Source organism: Blautia sp. AF34-10, from assembly GCF_003477865.1.
Taxonomy (GTDB): Bacteria; Bacillota; Clostridia; order Lachnospirales; family Lachnospiraceae; genus Fusicatenibacter; species Fusicatenibacter saccharivorans.
Genome location: NZ_QUED01000012.1, coordinates 38,768 through 56,673, shown reverse-complemented (window position 1 = coordinate 56,673; position 17,906 = coordinate 38,768). Strand labels below are relative to the sequence as shown.

Genomic DNA, 17,906 nt, shown 5'->3' with positions numbered 1-17,906 from the left:
GTAACACAGAATTACCGTTACCGGAATGATGTGACAAAATAAAGAATAAGATAAAGGAGAATAAACAACATGACAGTGGAATATCAGAGAAGACTCGAAAAACACTACGACGAGCTGAAATGGCTCTACTGTGAGCTGTATCCAAACGGCCAGGGACGCTTTGAGGAACTCTGTGCAGCCATGGAGCAGTGGTACAAAGAGCGGAATAAAAAATGGAAAGCGCTGGATCGGAAAAGAGAAAAACAGAAAGACTGGTACAAGAGCCAGAAAATGCTCGGTATGATGCTGTACATCGACGCATTCGCAGATAACATCAGCGGCCTTGAGAAAAAACTGGATTATTTAAAAGAGTGCAACGTCAACTACCTGCATCTGATGCCGTTCCTTGCAACGCCGAAGGGAAAAAGCGACGGCGGCTATGCGGTTGCCGATTACCGCACGGTACAGCCGTCCCTTGGAACGATGGAAGATCTGGCTGCCCTCTCTGAAAAATGCCATGACCAGGGCATGAGCCTTTGTATGGATTTCGTTATGAACCACACTTCCGAGGATCATGAATGGGCAAAACGTGCACTTGCCGGTGAAAAAGAGTACCAGGACCGTTACTTTTTCTTCGACAACTACGATATTCCGTCCGAATATGAAAAGACCTGTCCGCAGGTATTCCCGACAACGGCACCGGGCAACTTTACCTGGAGAGAGGACTGCCATAAATTTGTCATGACGACGTTCTATCCATACCAGTGGGATCTGAACTATGCGAACCCGGTTGTCTTTAACGAGATGGTAAACAATATGCTCTATCTCGTCAACCAGGGAATCGATATCGTCCGCATTGATGCCGTTCCATACATCTGGAAACAGCTCGGCACCACCTGCCGTAACCTGCCGCAGGTACATACCATTGTCCGCATGATGCGTATGATCACCGAGATCGTCTGCCCGGGCGTTCTGCTGCTCGGCGAGGTTGTCATGGAGCCGGAAAAGGTTGTTCCGTACTTCGGAACACTCGAGAAACCGGAATGCCATATGCTGTACAACGTAACGACGATGGCATCCACCTGGCACACGGTTGCAACGGCGGATACCCGCCTGCTGAAACATCAGATGGATATTGTGACGAGACTGCCGAAGGACTATGTCTTCCTGAACTATCTGAGATGCCACGATGATATCGGCTGGGGCCTCGATTACGAATGGCTGAAACAGTTCGGCATCGCCGAGGCACCGCATAAGAAATATCTGAATGACTATTTCCGCGGTTATGTGGAGGGAAGCGACGCAAGAGGAGAGCTCTATAACGACGATCCGGTGCTGCAGGATGCGCGTCTCTGCGGAACAACCGCTTCCCTGTGTGGACTTGAGGCGGCAGGCTTTGAGCAGAATGAGGCGAAGACCGAACAGGCGATCCAGAGAATTGAGATGCTGAACGCATACCTTTTCATCCAGTCTGGTATTCCGGTTATCTACAGCGGCGATGAGATCGGCCAGGTCAACGATTATTCCTACAAAGAGAGTGAAGATTCTGACCGCGCAGCCGACAGCCGTTATCTGCACCGCGGCCACTTCCGCTGGGATCTGGAGCCCCAGAAGGAGAAAAAAGGAACGGTTCAGAATCAGATTTTGCTTCGATGAAAAAGATGGAGGAGCTGAAATTCAAATACCGTCCGTTTGAGGGTGAGGCGGATGTCTGGACCGAGGAAACGTATGATACGGCGCTTCTCTGTGTCTGCAGAAAATCCGGCAATGAGATGGTAACGGGTCTCTTTAACTTCAGCAATGAAGACCGCACGGCCTGGATCGATATGGGTGAGTTCACCTGGAAGGATCTGTTTACCGGCGAGAAACGTGTTCTGCGCGGCGTTCCGGTTCCGGCACGCGGTTACGCATGGTATTACCGGAAATGGAATTAAATCCCTTGCGAAGGAAAGAAAAGTATGATATGCTTTGTAGGCTATCCTGAAGTACGATATATGTGCAAGAATGGGATAGATTCACGAAAACAAAGAAAAGGCGGTTTTGCCAGATGATAAAAACAATCCGCGGTTTTATGAAGCGCCTGAATGAGGACCATGTCGGTGCTTATGCAGCGCAGAGTGCGTATTTCATTCTTCTTTCCTTTATTCCGTTTGTTCTTCTGGTTGTTACGCTTGTAAAATATACGCCGCTGACGCGCGACGATGTTTACAGCGTTCTGATCAATATGCTGCCCACGGAGTTTCAGAGCTACGTGGGCGGTATTGTAAATGAGATCTTTTATCAGTCCGTTGCTTATATGCCGATTACGATCATCACAACGCTGTGGTCGGCGGGAAAGGGCATTGCGGCGCTGACAAACGGGCTGAACAGCATTTATCACGTAACAGAGACACGTAATTACATCATCAACCGGCTGCGGGGCATGGCATATACCTTGATATTTGTCGCTGCATTCCTCACCAGTCTGGTGCTTCTGGTCTTCGGAACCCGCATTCAGAATAAGCTGACGGAACATCTGCCGATGGTGGCGCGCGTGACATCCTCTATCATGGGCATGCGTACCCTGATTACGACAGGCGTGCTGGCGGTTCTGTTCCTGGTGCTGTATAAATGCATTCCGAACCGGAAGGCGAGCTTTAAGAGCCAGTGCCCGGGCGCACTGATCTCATCCCTTGCCTGGTCTATTTTTTCCCTTGCATTTTCCATGTACCTCGACATCGCGCTTGCGGCGTCCAATATGTACGGCAGTCTGACGATGATCGTGTTTATCATGATCTGGATGTATTTCTGCATGTGGATCCTTCTGATCGGCGCGGAGATCAACGCGTATTTTGAGGATAAACTGCGGAAACTGCAGAACGCGGCGATCGAGCATTTTATGGAAAATAAAGAGACAAATAAAGAAGCGGGAAAATAATGGCTTGACATCCGGGGGTCAAGACGGTACAATAAACATTGTTTATGAAAGTTTTATAAATAATCTAACAGGAAAAATGCTGTGAAGATGTTCAGAGAAATATTTTTTCCGCCAGAGAGAGGGAGTCATCGGCTGCAAGCTCCTTCAGGTTCAGGAATATTTCAAATTTCGCATTGGAGCAGATGTCCGGAACGCATAGCAGGATACTGGAAATGCAAGTAGGGACAGACGTTTGGTGTACGTTACAGCACCGGTTATGAGTGTCTGCAGGAAGTAGCTGCAGAAATCAGGGTGGTACCGCGAAATTTCAGATCTCGTCCCTTTGTGGGGCGGGGTCTTTTTTTCGTGAGCAACGAGCCAGGCAGCCATGCTTGCATGGATATCTGGCGACTGCCACGAAAATCAGATGCTCCGCTGTTTGCAGCGGGGTATCTGATTGTTTTTCACATTTACCATCAAACAAGCAAGAAAAAGAAAGTAGGAGAGTCAAATGCAGGAAAAAAGTGTATTAACCGGCCATCTGTCTGAATTAAAACAGAAGATTGAAAATGGACTGGAAGAGCTGAAAAGCTCCAAAGAACTGTATGAATTTAAGAGCGAGTATCTGGAAGGAAAGAAAAGTAAGATCAGCGGGCTGATGAAAGAAATGAAAAACATTGCCCCGGAAGAGCGCGCAAACTACGGTAAATCCGTCAATGAGTTAAAAGAGTGGGCGCTTGGCCGCTTCCAGAAAGTGGAAGAGGAGATGAAAGAGCGCGAGCTGCAGAAGAAATATGAGTCCGAGAAAATCGACCTGACCCTTCCGGCAGAAGAGACAGCGATCGGAAACCTTCATCCGGTTACCCTGATCCGCAAACAGCTCATCGACATCTTTGCAGGCATGGGCTTTGAGGTATACGAGGGAAGAGAAATCGAGACCGATTATTACAACTTTACTGCACTGAATACACCACAGGATCACCCGGCAAGAGATATGCAGGATACCTTCTATCTCTCCCCGGAATTCCTGCTTCGTACCCAGACATCGGCAGGCCAGATTCATGTCATGGAAAACAAAAAGCCGCCGATCAAGATCCTTTCCCCGGGACGTGTTTTTCGGTCTGATGACGACGCAACCCATTCTCCGATGTTCCATCAGATGGAGGGACTCGTTGTCGACAAAAACATCACCCTCTGCGACCTGAAAGGAATGCTCGACGTACTCGTACAGAAGATCTACGGCGAGGGAACCACAACCCGTCTCCGTCCGTCTTACTTCCCGTTCACGGAGCCGTCCGTTGAGGTAGACTGCAGCTGCTTCGCCTGCGGCGGAAAAGGATGCAGCCTCTGCAAGGGAACCGGCTGGATCGAGGTCCTTGGAGCAGGTATCGTAAACAAACGTGTGCTGGAGAACTGCGGCATTGATTCAGAAGAGTACAGCGGCTTCGCTTTTGGTATCGGCCTAGAGCGTATCGCCATGCTGAAATACGGAATCAACAACATCAAACTGTTATTCGGTTCCGATCTGCGGGTTTTAAATCAGATTAACGAGAAATAAAGACGAAACAGTTTGAATTTGGAGGTTTAATATGTTAGTACCGTTAAGTTGGCTGAAAGAATATGTAGATATCGATGTTACCCCGGAAGAACTGGAGAAAAAACTGTTCGACGGCGGTTTTGAAGTAGAAGAGCGTTATCAGGTGGGAAAAGACATCAGCAATGTTGTTGTCGGTCTGGTGGAGGGCTGCGAGCCGATCCCGGAGACCCATCTTCATGTGTGCCAGGTAAATGCAGGAGAACACGGCGCCATGCAGATCTGCTGCGGCGCAGACAACGTGCACACCGGCGGAAAATTCCCGGTTGCCCTTCCTGGCGCTTCTGTTTATGCAACAGCAAAAGATCATAAGACCATCGAGGGTGTTATGACCATCAAAAAAGGAAAATTAAGAGGATATGAGTCCTGCGGAATGCTCTGCTCCGGCGTGGAGCTCGGCCTTACCGAGGATCTGTACCCGGGCGCAGGCTACAACGGACTGCTTGTTCTGCCGGAAGATGCCGAGCTTGGCGCAGATGTCAAAGAGCTGACAGGTCTTGACGACTGGATCTTTGATATCTCCCTGACTGCAAACAGACCAGACTGCCAGAGTATCCTCGGTATCGCAAGAGAAGTATCGGCGATGCTGGAAAAACCTTTAAAAATGCCGGCAACCGATTACACCGAGACGGATGTGGAAAAAGAAGGCTTCTCTGTCCGCGTGGAAGCTCCGGAACTCTGCCCGCGTTACAGCGCTCATTACGTATATGACGTAAAAATCGGAGAGTCCCCGGCATGGATGAAACGCCGTCTGGCACTCGTCGGCATGTCCGCGATCTCCAACGTGGTTGATATCACAAACTACGTCTTAAAAGAGATCGGCCAGCCGATGCATGCTTTTGACTGCTCTTATCTGGAAGGCAATGAAATCTGTGTCAGAAGAGCAAAAGAAAATGAAAAGATTGTGACCCTCGATGAGCAGGAATACACAATGAATGAGAACAACCTCGTGATCTGCGACGGCGTAAAACCGGTTGCACTTGCCGGTGTCATGGGAGGCTTAAACTCCGAGATCCGCGACACGACAGAGGCTGTTATGTTTGAGTCCGCAAAATTCGCACGCGACAACGTCAGAAAGACAGCCCGTGCGCTTGGAAAAGCGACGGATGCCAGTGCAAGATATGAGAAAGGCGTAGACGAGTATTCAACCGTACTTGGTATGAAACGTGCCCTGCATCTGATGGAAGAGCTTGGCTGCGGTAAAGTTTCCCGTACCCATTTCGATGTGAACACCGGAAACTCCATCGATCCGACTCCGATGACCGTCAGTGTCAGCAAAGTAAACGGCGTACTCGGTATCGAAGTTCCGGAAGCAGAGATTCTCCGCATTATGAAAAACCTGAACTTTGCACCGGAAATCAACGGCGATGAGCTGACCATCCAGGTTCCGGCTTACCGTGAGGATATGCTGCCGGAGGGAGAGAACGATGTCGAGCGCTATCCGGACGTGGCAGAGGAAGTCATCCGTATGTACGGCTACGATCACGTAACCGATACCTTCCTTTCCGCTGCACAGGTAACGATGGGCGGCTACAATGAAGAGCAGAAAGGCGAGCTGGCACTGAAGAATACCTTATGCACCATGGGTATCTACGAGTGCATGCATTACTCCTTCTTCTCCCCTGCAGATCTGGATCTCTTGAAACTGCCGGCAGATGCAAAAGAGAGAAATGCCATCGAGATCATCAACCCGATCAACCAGGATCTGTCCCTGATGCGTACCACACTGGCAGCTTCCATGCTGAATGCCATTTCCAGAAATGAGAAACAGGGCACCCTTGAAGGAAGACTGTTCGAGGTAGCAAGCATCTACATTCCGGAGTCCCTGCCGCTGACATCCTACCCGGATGAGAGAAAAGTTCTCTGCGTCGGAACCTTCGGAAACAACGAGAGCTTCTTCACTATGAAGGGCATCGCCAACACCATCGCCGAGAGCATGGACATTGAGTTCACCTACGAGCCGGTTCAGAAATCCTTCCTGCATCCGTATCAGGCAGTGAAAGTACTCTGCGAGGGTACAGAAATCGGATACTTCGGAAAAGCAGCATACGATATCCAGAACGAGCTGAGCATGCGTACTTCCTCTTACATCATGGAGCTTGACTTAAAAGAGCTCTCCAGATGGTACGGCAAAAAACGCACCTTCCAGCCGATCTCCAAATTCCAGGAGGAGAAACGTGACCTGGCATTTGTCATGGACAAAAACATCAGCTGCGGCGATGTAGAGAACTGTATCCGCGAGGCAAACAAATACGTAAAAGAGATCCGTCTGTTCGATGTTTACGAGGGCGGCCAGATTCCGGAAGGCAAGAAGAGCATGGCGTTCACCGTCACCTTTGCACCGAAGGAAGAAGCATTTGACTTCGAAAAAGTACAGAAATTTGTCGAGAAGATCTGCAAGAAACTGCAGAATGAGTTCAACATCGAACTGAGAGGCTGATTTTTATGAAACTTTATATCATACGCCACGGCGAAACTGCGTGGAATGTAGAAGGCAGACTGCAGGGCCAGTCGGACACCGAGCTGAATGAGAACGGTGTCCGTCTGGCGAAAGTGACGGCGGAAGGACTGAAAAATATCCCGTTTGACCTTGGAATTTCCAGTCCGCTGCGCCGCGCAAAGCACACGGCAGAGCTCGTCCTTGCAGGCAGAAATGTGCCGCTTACGACCGACGACCGCCTGATGGAGCTTTCCTTTGGCTCCTGGGAAGGGCTTGGATGCCGGGCAAACAATTTTGAGATTCCGTCTGAACACTTCGACGATTTTTACAGAGATCCGTTCCACTTCCGCCCGGCGGGAGACGGAGAGACGATCCAGGAGGTCTGCGACCGGGCAGAAGCGTTCTATCATGAGCTGACTGCAAAACCGGAGCTCCAGGACAAGACGATCCTGATCGCCACCCACGGCTGCTGCATGCGCGCGCTGCTGCGCAATGTCTATGAAGACAAGAACGACTTCTGGCACGGCGGCGTGCCGTACAACTGTGCGGTCAGCATCATCGAAGTACAGAACGGTGTTTCCACGCTGCTTGCGGATAATAAAATCTATTATGATCCGTCGGACTGCGTAAACTTTTATAAAGAAGTAAAATAAAAAATGATATTCAGAGGCAGACATAAAAGGAAAGTATTTCCCTTTGTGCCTGCCTCTTTAAATCACGTTTGCCGTCTGACAGAAAGTGTGATACTATAGAAATAACGGATTTTAACACCAGTAGACAAGAAGTTCCCCGTTTCTGAACCGGTGGGATGAATTGCTAAAAGAAACATAATGGCAGTGGCGGGCGGAGAGAAATCGGTATTCTCCACCGACATGAGGCAAGTCACAGTCGAACTATTTTCGACATGTCAGACTCCGTGAAATACCGACTGTGAGTGAAACAACGAAAGCGAAAAAGGAGGAACATAAGTATGTCCATGGTAACACTGGGAAGCACAGGAATCTGTGTAAACAAGAACGGCTTCGGCGCGCTGCCGGTACAGCGTGTCACGAAAGAAGACGCTGTTTATCTGCTGCGCAAAGCGTATGACGGAGGCATCCGCTTTTTTGATACCGCGCGTGCCTACAGCGACAGCGAGGAAAAATTAGGCGCAGCGTTTGAGGGAATGCGTGAGAAGGTCTTTATCTCTACGAAGACGATGGCAAAGGATGTGGAGGGCTTCTGGAAGGATCTGGAGACAAGCCTTTCCCTTTTGAAGACGGATTACATCGATATCTATCAGTTCCACAATCCGTCCTTCTGTCCTAAGCCGGGAGATGGAACCGGCCTGTATGAGGCGATGCTGGAAGCAAAAGCACAGGGAAAAATCCGCCACATCGGTATCACGAACCACCGCATGAGCGTGGCAGAGGAGATCATCGAGTCCGGTCTTTACGAGACGCTGCAGTTCCCGTTCTGCTATCTGGCAACGGACCGTGAGAAAGCACTGGTACAGGGATGCAAAGAGAAAAATATCGGCTTTATCGCAATGAAAGCGCTCTCGGGCGGCCTGATCACAAACTCCGCGGCTGCATATGTTTTTGAAGACCAGTACGACAACGTGCTTCCGATCTGGGGCGTCCAGAGAGAAAAAGAGCTGGACGAGTTCTTAAGCTACATTGCCTGTCCGCCTGCCATGACGGATGAAATCAAGGCGATCATCGAGAAAGACCAGAAAGAGCTCTCTGGCAACTTCTGCCGCGGCTGCGGTTACTGTATGCCATGTCCGGCAGGCATTGAGATTAACACCTGCGCGCGCATGAGCCTGCTTCTGCGCCGTTCCCCGTCCGCCAACCAGCTCACCGAGCGCGGCCAGGCGATGATGAAGAAAATCGAGGTTGTCTTCACTGCGGCGCCTGCATGAAGAAATGTCCCTACGGTCTGAATACGCCGAAGCTTCTCGAAGAGAACTACGAAGATTATAAAAATGTACTGGCAGGAAAAACACTGGTATGAGTAATCTGATCTTCAGCCTGAACGCGACGATGCCGATCTTCCTGACAATGATTTTGGGACTTTTCTTTCGAAAGGTTGGTATTCTGGACGAATCGTTCACAAGCAAAATGAACAAATTTGTGTTTAAAATCGCACTCCCGGTGCTGCTGTTCCAGGACCTGTCGGATTCTGATTTCTCCGCTGTGTGGGATATCAAATTCGTTCTGTTCTGCTTCTTTGCAACACTGCTCTCAATTCTTGCGGTATGGGGACTTTCCCATCTCTTAAAAGAGAGAAGTGCAAGAGGCGAATTTATCCAGGCGGCGTACCGGAGCAGTGCGGCGATCCTTGGTATTGCCTTTATCCAGAATATCTACGGAAATTCCGGCATGGCGCCGCTGATGATCATCAGCAGTGTGCCGCTGTATAATATCATGGCGGTTGTCGTTCTTGCGGTATTCGGTCCGGAACGGGAGGAGATCACGGCAGATTTTGTGAAAAAGACGGCGAAAAATATCGTGACAAACCCGATTATCCTCGGGATCGCTGCAGGACTTCTCTGGTCGGTGCTTCGCATTCCAAAGCCGGTGATTCTGCAGAAAACGGTGCAGAATATTGCGGTACTTGCAACGCCGCTCGGCCTGATTGCGATGGGTGCGTCGTTTGAGGCAAAGAGCGCGGCAAAGAATATCCGGCCGTCGATTGCTGCAGCTGCGATTAAGCTGGTCGGTCTTGCAGCTGTCTTTCTGCCGATCGCCGTGATACTTGGCTTCCGTCAGGAAAAATTGGTGGCAATCCTTGTGATGCTGGGTTCCGCAACGACGGTGAGCAGTTTTATCATGGCGAAAAATATGGGTCATGAGGGAAGTCTGACGGCAAACACCGTTATGCTCACAACGTGCGGCAGTGCCTTTACGCTGACGTTCTGGCTGTATCTGATGAAAACGCTGGCGTTTATCTAACCGGATTGCGAATATCCGCTTTGATTTTCAGTACACCAAAAGCGTGTCCGGGATTTTGTCCGGGCACGCTTTTATCAATCACAAAAATCAGAAAAAGAGGGAAAAGAATGGACTTCAAAAATGCGGTCAAAGCATTACAGATTGGAAAAAAGGAAGGAAAAAAATTCCGCCTTTCTACGGAATTTGGGAAAAATCCGGAAGAAGAGCTCCCGTTTCCGGAATATCCGCGTCCGCAGATGCGCCGGGAAAACTGGACAAATCTGAACGGATGGTGGGAGTATGCGTTCACGGAAACGCAGAAAATGCCAAAACAGCGGGACGGAAAAATTCTCGTTCCGTTTTCCCCGGAGTGCGATGCGTCCGGCGTGAAGCGGCAGCTGCTTCCAAAAGAATATCTGTGGTACTTCCGCACGATTCAGCTTCCCAAAATTCCTGCCGGAAAACGGCTGCTGCTGCAGTTCGGCGCCGTGGATCAGGATGCGGTAATTTACTGCAACGGAAAGCGTGCCGGAGGCCATCTCGGCGGGTATCTTTCTTTTTCAGTGGATCTTACGCCGTATCTCAAAACGGGAGAGAACGAGCTTGCCGTCAAGGTGCGCGATGAGACGGACACGGACTGGAAGGGCCGCGGAAAGCAGAGCCTTACCCCGGGCGGCATGTTTTACACCGCGCAGAGCGGCATCTGGCAGAGTGTCTGGATGGAATGGGTGCCGGAGACATATCTGGAACGCATCGTGATCACGCCGGAATATGATACGGCGAGCGTGAAAGTACGGGTTTTTCTCAACGGACCGGATACTGGACTGACGAAAAAAATTACGGTGCGGGAGAGCGAAGCGCCGGATGCGAAGGTGATCTGCATCCGGGAGACGAGAGAAAACGAGGCGGAGCTGATTCTCGGTAATTTTGCAGGCTGGAGCCCGGAACATCCGCATCTCTATGGGGTTTCCATTGAAGCGGGAGAAGACCGCGTCGAGAGTTATTTCGGCATGCGCAAATTCGGCATTGGAAAAGATGAGAAAGGAATCACGCGTCTTTTCTTAAACGGAAAGCCGTATTTCCAGAACGGTGTCCTCGACCAGGGTTATTGGCCGGAAAGCCTCTACACGCCGCCGTCCGATGAGGCGATGGTTTATGACATTAAGACGGCCAAACGCCTCGGTTTCAATATGATCCGGAAACACCTGAAAGTTGAGTGCGCAAGATGGTATTCCCACTGCGACCATATCGGTATGCTGGTGTGGCAGGATATGATCAACGGCGGCGGCCGGTCGGTCCAGACGTTCCTTTTGTACCTTCCGACCGTACTGCCGTTTGTGACAACGGAATTCAGGGATAACTGTTATCCGCTCTTTTCGCGGACCTCAAAAACGGGAAGAGAGTGGTGGAAGCGGGAGTGCCGCGAGACGGTTCATCAGCTTTACAATGCACCGTGCGTGTCGCTCTGGGTTCTGTTCAACGAGGGATGGGGACAGTTTGATGCCAGGGAGATGACAGAAATGGTGCGCGCTCTCGATCCGACGCGGCAGATCGACCACGCGAGCGGCTGGTACGATCAGGGAGCGGGGGACATCAAGAGCCTTCACAATTACTTTCGTCCGTTAAAAGTAAAACCGGAGGAGCGCGCGTTTGCTTTTTCTGAATACGGTGGCTATACGTATCCGGTACAGGAGCATCTCTACTCCGAAAAATCGTTCGGCTACCGCACGTACCAGAACCAGACACAGTACCAGAAAGCGATGAATGCACTGGCAGAAAAGATAAGAGAACTCACAGAACAGGGACTTGCCGCAGCAGTCTACACACAGCTTACCGATGTCGAGGAGGAGTCGAACGGCATCCTTACGTATGACCGGAAGGTATGCAAATGGGAACCACAGGAGGCAAAAGATTTTTGCCCAAAAGAATAATTTGGTAAAATTTTTGTTGACAAAGTGAGGATAAGTTGCTAATATATTGGATAAGGCGTTGGAAGTTGTAAGAAATTGCTGAAAATCCGCGGCGCCTGCGGATGGAGGAAAGTTGGTGTTTATGGAACAGAAAAGAACATTATCCCTGCTGGTGGATAATACGCCGGGACTTTTAAGCAGAGTAGCTGGTCTTTTCAGCCGACGCGGATACAATATCGAGACGATCACCGCCGGTGTGACAGCAGACCCGCGATACACAAGAATGACTGTTGTTCTGTACTGCAGTGATGAAATGATTCTGGAGCAGATCAAAAAACAGCTGGCAAAACTTGTCGATGTGCGGGATATCAAAGAGCTGAAGCCGGACGAGAGTGTCAGACGAGAGCTGATGCTGGTCAAAATCCGTGTGAATGAAAATGAACGCCGCAATGTCATCGCCATCTCCGATGTCTTCCGTGGAAGAATCGTGGATGTGGGACAGGAAAGCCTGATTGTAGAGCTGACCGGAAACCAGTCAAAGCTCGAAGGGTTCCTGAATCTGGTACAGGGATACGAAATCCTGGAACTGGCCAGAACAGGAGTGACAGGACTCTCCAGAGGAGCCCACGATGTGCGTTACCTCGATTAACGCAGATCACATTACATACGTTTGCTAGAGGAATGAAATTTTTGTATAGAAAAGTTCATTTCCCTGACAAACAGCAAAAGGCAGAAATGCTTTTCGCTGTATAAATTGACCGACCTGCCGCCGGTCAAGACATTCTATATATTATGGAGGAAAATAAAATGGCAGCAAGACTTTTTTATCAGGAAGATTGTAATCTCTCTTTACTGGAAGGCAAAAAAATCGCAATTATCGGCTACGGAAGCCAGGGACATGCTCATGCACTGAACCTGAAAGATTCCGGCTGTGATGTTATTATTGGACTTTATGAAGGCAGCAAATCCTGGGCAAAAGCAGAGGCACAGGGATTCAAAGTATACACCGCTGCTGAGGCTGCAAAACAGGCTGATATCATCATGATCCTGATCAACGATGAGAAACAGGCTGCAATGTACAAAAAAGATATCGAGCCAAACCTGGAAGAGGGCAACATGCTGATGTTCGCTCATGGTTTCGCTATCCACTTCGGACAGATCGTACCTCCGAAGAACGTAGATGTAGCTATGATCGCTCCGAAAGCACCTGGCCACACAGTAAGAAGCGAGTATCAGGCTGGAAAAGGAACTCCTTGCTTGGTTGCTGTTGAGCAGGATTACACCGGAAAAGCTCTGGACAGAGCACTGGCTTACGGCCTTGGAATCGGCGGAGCAAGAGCTGGTCTTCTGGAGACAACCTCAGAACTGAGACCGAAACAGACCTGTTCGGTGAGCAGGCAGTTCTCTGCGGCGGTGTATGCGCCCTGATGCAGGCTGGATTTGAGACTCTGTGCGAGGCTGGATACGACCCAAGAAACGCATACTTCGAGTGCATCCATGAGATGAAACTGATCGTAGACCTGATCTATCAGTCGGGATTCTCCGGAATGAGATACTCCATCTCCAACACAGCCGAGTACGGCGATTACATCACCGGACCGAAGATCATCACAGAAGAAACCAAGAAGACCATGAAGAAGATCCTTTCCGATATCCAGGATGGTACTTTCGCAAAAGACTTCCTTCTGGATATGTCCCCAGCAGGCGGACAGGCTCACTTCCGTGCAATGAGAAGAAAAGCTGCAGAGCATCCGTCAGAGAAAGTCGGAGAAGAAGTCAGAAAACTGTACAGCTGGAGCAACGAGGACAAACTGATCAACAACTAATCGGTTTGCTGTCAAATGATCCATATCGGGAGGCTGCCTTTGCGGGCAGTCTCCTTTTTTCGTTCTATCGTTTTATCATAGAAAAAACACTTCCGCGCCATGCATATCCCCCAATATGATAGGGCGCGGAAGTGTTATCTTTTCTGTATTCGTTTTTTTTATGCCTCCTGACGACAGGCAGGAAAAGCACGGTAGTATTTGATATAAGAACTTAAAATATCAAAAAATTCGGAATTGGTCGGTTTTGTCAGAACCGGATGCACAGAAAGCGAAAAGAGCAGATCACGGTTTCCGCGGGTCCAGCAGACGGAAATAGCGGTGCGGATGTCTCGTTCGACGCAGGAGGACGATACCTGAAACGTTTGCGCGATCTTTGGGTACAGCGTTTTGCTGACCCGAAGGAGATAATCTTCGTCTTCCATGCATAAAGCGATACCATAGGCGAGATAGCGAAATCCGCGGTATTTTGCACCAATTCCTAAAGAGTGTAGTAGAAAGTAAATTTCAGTTTCCATTACGATGTCTCCTTTTATTCAGTTTTTACATAGTCTTTGCAGACGGGCATGCCAGAGGTGAAAGTTTGTATGGCATACGATTTTCCCCTTTCACTTATGATACGTGGAAAACGTCGAAAAATTACATATTCAGAAAGAAAAAGTGACAATATAGTAAAATAAAAGAGAATATGACACGAAATAAAGAAATGAATGTAATGAAACGGGAGAGGGAAAAATAACATTGATTTTTCAGAAGTTCGCTGGTATAATGAAAACATGATTACGGGGTATGGCGTAGCTTGGTAGCGCGCACGGCTGGGGGCCGTGAGGTCGCAGGTTCAAATCCTGTTGCCCCGATCGGTAAGAGTGTCGTTTTACGGCACTTTTTTTCTTACAGACAAAGACGTGTGCGGAAGAAAAATGAATTGCGCAGAAAAAACAGGGAGGAAGTTATGGGGAAAGTAACGATACAGAGTATGGCAAAGGAGCTGGGATTGTCCCGGAATACGGTTGCCATGGCATTAAAGGATGATCCGAAGGTAGCTCCGGTGACGCGGGAGAGAGTTCTTCGGATGGCGAAAAGAAATGGCTATCTGGGCGAAAATGTATATGTGGAAGAAGTTCGGGCACCGCAGGAGAAGCATTACAATATTATGGTTCTGCGTACGCGGGATGCCGCTGTTTATTGGGACCGTGTCGTGAGCGGCATCTCCGAGGAGGCGAGCCTCAATAACTGTCAGACGCGCGTTGCGGTCGTGACGGAGCGGGAGGAGGAGAACGGCATTCTGCCGCTCGGCCTGAATGAAAATATCGATGCGATCTTCTGCATTAAAATGCTGCCGCTGGAATATATGCAGAAACTGGTAAATCTGGGATACCGCATTTTTCAGCTCGACCATTACTGCGGTATCGAACAGCGGCCGATGGGCGATATCGTGCGTGTGGACGGTGTGCAACCGGTGAGTCTTCTGACGTCCCATCTGATCGGGCAGGGCATGACGCGGATCGGTTTCCTAAGTGAGCACAGCAGCACGTATGAGTCGATGCATGACCGGTATGTCGGTTTCCTTGCAGCGATGGAACAGGCGGGCATTCCGCTCGAGGAGGAGCTTGTGCGCCCCAATATGGAGAGCGATCATTTTTATTACCCGGAAAATTTTGACAAGATTGTGGCGAGCTACGATACACTGCCGGAAGCGATTGTCTGCGGCAACGATATGATCGCCAAAAGACTGACAGAATCCTTCCGGAAAATCGGCGTGCGCGTGCCGGAGGATGTGGCACTGACCGGATTTGATGATGATGAGGACCGGATGCTGTATCCGTTCTTCTCAACCGTTCATGTCGATACGAAGTGGCTTGGCCGCCGTATGGTGCATGAATTTTTATGGCGGGAGGAGCACCCGGAAGCGCCGAAAGAGCGGATTCTCGTTTCGGGGGAGGTTGTGGTGCGCCGTTCCTCGTGCAAGCGTCAGGGATAGAAAGAAATAGAAAAAACAGGAAAAAGTGAACAAAGAAAGAAAGCTAGGGACGCCCCGGCGGACGAGAAGAAAAACCGTCTGCCGGGGCGTTTCCGGCTCCCTTTTTGCGATGATTCAAATTCGTGCATAAATGCCATGTAGAAAAACACTACCACGGAAAACAGGTAGAGGATTACCAGAAATACCTAGAAGAGTACAACAAATAAAACAACGAAATCATGCGTTAGAGCACTCGCCGGAGCCTCCTTTCCGGCGGGTGTATTTTTACGGAATCCTGCGTTTTGCGCTTGACAGAGATGGAGAAAAATGGTAACATAAGAGCCAAGTTAGGAAAAAGGCAAAGAAGAGGAATACTACATGGAGCTTCCGAATCCAGAAAGCTGTTGGGTGATGCGAAACAGCAGACGAATTCCGTGGAACTGACCTCAGAGCCGCTGCTCCCAAATTTAGAATAAAAAGAGTAGGTGCAGACGGAAACCCACCGTTAGAAGGGCAGGATATGCAGATGTTTCATCCGTATCCGCAGAGTGTACAGAGAAAATCTCTGTAAAACAGGAGTGGTACCGCGTAAGATAGCAAGTCTTTCGTCTCTTGTGTCAGAAGCCGACACAGAAGATGAGAGATTTTTTTATGCTTTCATCCCGAATTTATGTCGGCAGAATAAATTATATTTCACTTTCTGAGAGGAGAAAATCATGATGAATGTAAAGAAGTATCAGAAACAGTACTATATGCCGCCGGTTCCGTGCATGGACTGGGCAAAAAAAGACAGCATCGAGAAAGCACCGGTATGGTGCAGCGTTGACTTGCGTGACGGAAACCAGGCGCTTGTCATTCCGATGAGCCTGGAACAGAAGGTAGAGTTCTTCAAACTTCTTGTGGAAGTTGGTTTCAAAGAGATCGAGGTTGGCTTCCCGGCAGCATCCGAGACCGAATATGAGTTTCTCCGCACCCTGATCGAGCAGGATCTGATCCCGGAAGACGTAACCGTTCAGGTTTTGACCCAGGCGAGAGAGCATATCATCCGCAAGACCTTCAAGGCATTAAAGGGCTGCAAGAATGCTATCGTTCACGTTTACAATTCCACTTCCTATGCACAGCGTCAGCAGGTCTTCAAAAAGTCGAAAGAAGACATCCTGAAAATCGCCGTTGAGGGAGCGAAGCTCTTAAAAGAGCTGACAGAAGAGGCCGGCGAGAAATACCGCTTCGAGTACAGCCCGGAGAGCTTTACCGGAACCGAGCCGGAATATGCGCTTGAGGTGTGCAACGCCGTTCTCGACGTATGGCAGCCGACTGCAGACCGCAAAGCCATCATCAACCTGCCGAGCACCGTGGAGCTTTCCATGCCGCACGTTTATGCAAGCCAGGTGGAATACATGAGCAAAAACCTGAAATACCGCGATAATGTCGTTCTTTCCCTTCATCCGCACAATGACCGCGGCTGCGGCGTTTCCGATGCAGAGATGGGTATCCTTGCCGGAGCAGACCGTATCGAGGGAACGCTGTTCGGAACGGCGAGAGAACCGGAAACGTGGATATTATCACGGTCGGCATGAACATGTACATGCAGGGCGTCGATCCGGAGCTTGACTTCTCCGATATGCCGAAACTCTGCCATGCATTTGAATCCTTCACCGGTATGAGCATCAACCCGAGAAGCCCGTACTGCGGATCTCTCGTATTTGCAGCCTTCTCCGGTTCCCATCAGGATGCGATCGCAAAAGGCATGCACTGGATCGAGGAGAAAGCACCGGATACCTGGACCGTTCCGTATCTGCCGATCGATCCGACCGATATTGGAAGAAACTACGATGCAGACGTCATCCGCATCAACAGCCAGTCTGGAAAGGGCGGTGTCGGCTATATTCTGGAGACGAAATACGGCCTGAATCTGCCGGCGAAGATGCGCGAGGCTATGAGCTATACCGCAAAATCCGTTTCCGATCATCTGCATAAAGAGCTGCGTCCGGATGAAATCTTTGAACTCTTCAAGGACAGCTTCGAGAACGTAACCACACCGTATAACATCAACGGCGTTCACTTTAAACAGCTTGATGCGGGCAAAATTGAAGCACAGGTTACTTCCAACTATGAGGGCGGCGAGTATACAACCGTATTTGCAGAAGGAAACGGCCGTCTGAACGCAGTCAGCAACGCGCTGAAACAGCAGTACAATCTGCAGTATGATCTGGTCAGCTATACGGAGCATGCTTTAGAGCAGAGTTCCAAATCCCGTGCGATCGCCTATGTCGGCATCAAGAAGCCGGACGGAACACTTTCCTGGGGTGCAGGCGTAGACCCGGATATCATCCGTGCTTCCATCGATGCGCTGGTAACTGCAATCAACAACCGATAAGAAAAGAGAGAG

9 protein-coding genes, 1 tRNA gene, 4 pseudogenes and 2 other annotated features are annotated in these 17,906 nt (G+C 49.7%); of the genes and pseudogenes, 13 read left to right on the top strand and 1 reads right to left on the bottom strand.

Annotation, left to right across the window (positions count from 1 at the left end; translation table 11 throughout):
• Positions 1-69: 69 nt before the first annotated feature.
• The 10 genes and pseudogenes from DWZ60_RS09105 to ilvC all read left to right on the top strand — a co-directional run bounded on the left by DWZ60_RS09105 (position 70) and on the right by ilvC (position 13,560).
• Positions 70-1,913 (top strand): annotated as a pseudogene (locus DWZ60_RS09105) (alpha-amylase family protein).
• Positions 1,914-2,026: 113 nt separating this feature from the next.
• Positions 2,027-2,896, top strand: coding sequence for a YihY/virulence factor BrkB family protein (locus DWZ60_RS09100; RefSeq protein ID WP_117812879.1), 870 nt, complete (start codon positions 2,027-2,029; stop codon positions 2,894-2,896).
• Positions 2,897-2,968: 72 nt separating this feature from the next.
• Positions 2,969-3,221 (top strand) — a binding site (T-box leader).
• Between the two features lie 165 nt (positions 3,222-3,386).
• Positions 3,387-4,433, top strand: a complete 1,047-nt coding sequence (gene pheS / locus DWZ60_RS09095; RefSeq protein ID WP_022461828.1) for a phenylalanine--tRNA ligase subunit alpha — start codon at positions 3,387-3,389, stop codon at positions 4,431-4,433.
• 31 nt (positions 4,434-4,464) lie between these two features.
• The gene (gene pheT / locus DWZ60_RS09090) at positions 4,465-6,909 is read left to right on the top strand and encodes a phenylalanine--tRNA ligase subunit beta (RefSeq protein ID WP_022461827.1); all 2,445 of its coding nucleotides are present in this window, start codon (positions 4,465-4,467) and stop codon (positions 6,907-6,909) included.
• A 5-nt stretch (positions 6,910-6,914) separates the two neighbouring features.
• Positions 6,915-7,562: a histidine phosphatase family protein gene (locus DWZ60_RS09085; RefSeq protein WP_119221551.1), complete on the top strand. Its 648-nt coding sequence runs from the start codon at positions 6,915-6,917 to the stop codon at positions 7,560-7,562.
• 317 nt (positions 7,563-7,879) lie between these two features.
• A pseudogene (locus DWZ60_RS09080) lies at positions 7,880-8,904 on the top strand (aldo/keto reductase).
• Entirely contained in the window at positions 8,901-9,845 is a 945-nt protein-coding gene (locus DWZ60_RS09075; protein ID WP_117812881.1) for an AEC family transporter, read from the top strand. The pseudogene DWZ60_RS09080 and the gene DWZ60_RS09075 overlap by 4 nt, the downstream one beginning before the upstream one ends.
• A gap of 107 nt (positions 9,846-9,952) precedes the next feature.
• Positions 9,953-11,755: a glycoside hydrolase family 2 protein gene (locus tag DWZ60_RS09070; RefSeq protein ID WP_119221550.1), complete on the top strand. Its 1,803-nt coding sequence runs from the start codon at positions 9,953-9,955 to the stop codon at positions 11,753-11,755.
• Between the two features lie 121 nt (positions 11,756-11,876).
• The gene (gene ilvN / locus DWZ60_RS09065) at positions 11,877-12,383 is read left to right on the top strand and encodes an acetolactate synthase small subunit (protein WP_022462281.1); all 507 of its coding nucleotides are present in this window, start codon (positions 11,877-11,879) and stop codon (positions 12,381-12,383) included.
• 158 nt (positions 12,384-12,541) lie between these two features.
• A pseudogene (ilvC, locus tag DWZ60_RS20760) lies at positions 12,542-13,560 on the top strand (ketol-acid reductoisomerase).
• A 158-nt stretch (positions 13,561-13,718) separates the two neighbouring features.
• Here ilvC and DWZ60_RS09055 read toward each other — a convergent pair.
• The gene (locus DWZ60_RS09055) at positions 13,719-14,075 is read right to left on the bottom strand and encodes a sporulation initiation factor Spo0A C-terminal domain-containing protein (RefSeq protein WP_022462283.1); all 357 of its coding nucleotides are present in this window, start codon (positions 14,073-14,075) and stop codon (positions 13,719-13,721) included.
• Between the two features lie 265 nt (positions 14,076-14,340).
• Between DWZ60_RS09055 and DWZ60_RS09050 the strand changes: the two genes are divergently transcribed.
• The 3 genes and pseudogenes from DWZ60_RS09050 to DWZ60_RS20755 all read left to right on the top strand — a co-directional run bounded on the left by DWZ60_RS09050 (position 14,341) and on the right by DWZ60_RS20755 (position 17,894).
• Positions 14,341-14,414: transfer RNA gene (locus DWZ60_RS09050), tRNA-Pro, on the top strand.
• A gap of 95 nt (positions 14,415-14,509) precedes the next feature.
• Positions 14,510-15,538 (top strand): LacI family DNA-binding transcriptional regulator, encoded by a 1,029-nt coding sequence (locus DWZ60_RS09045; protein WP_118600608.1) that lies wholly within the window; start codon positions 14,510-14,512, stop codon positions 15,536-15,538.
• Positions 15,539-15,869: 331 nt separating this feature from the next.
• Positions 15,870-16,133, top strand: a binding site (T-box leader).
• Between the two features lie 100 nt (positions 16,134-16,233).
• Positions 16,234-17,894: pseudogene (locus DWZ60_RS20755) on the top strand (2-isopropylmalate synthase).
• Positions 17,895-17,906 lie beyond the last annotated feature (12 nt).

What these genes read in the sequence shown, in the direction of transcription:
- pheS (WP_022461828.1), top strand. Translation starts at nt 3,387, where the DNA reads ATGCAGGAAAAAAGTGTATTAACCGGCCATCTGTCTGAATTAAAACAG.
- DWZ60_RS09045 (WP_118600608.1), top strand. Translation starts at nt 14,510, where the DNA reads ATGGGGAAAGTAACGATACAGAGTATGGCAAAGGAGCTGGGATTGTCC.
- DWZ60_RS09075 (WP_117812881.1), top strand. Translation starts at nt 8,901, where the DNA reads ATGAGTAATCTGATCTTCAGCCTGAACGCGACGATGCCGATCTTCCTG.
- DWZ60_RS09070 (WP_119221550.1), top strand. Translation starts at nt 9,953, where the DNA reads ATGGACTTCAAAAATGCGGTCAAAGCATTACAGATTGGAAAAAAGGAA.
- DWZ60_RS09085 (WP_119221551.1), top strand. Translation starts at nt 6,915, where the DNA reads ATGAAACTTTATATCATACGCCACGGCGAAACTGCGTGGAATGTAGAA.
- pheT (WP_022461827.1), top strand. Translation starts at nt 4,465, where the DNA reads ATGTTAGTACCGTTAAGTTGGCTGAAAGAATATGTAGATATCGATGTT.
- ilvN (WP_022462281.1), top strand. Translation starts at nt 11,877, where the DNA reads ATGGAACAGAAAAGAACATTATCCCTGCTGGTGGATAATACGCCGGGA.
- DWZ60_RS09100 (WP_117812879.1), top strand. Translation starts at nt 2,027, where the DNA reads ATGATAAAAACAATCCGCGGTTTTATGAAGCGCCTGAATGAGGACCAT.
- DWZ60_RS09055 (WP_022462283.1), bottom strand. Translation starts at nt 14,075, where the DNA reads ATGGAAACTGAAATTTACTTTCTACTACACTCTTTAGGAATTGGTGCA.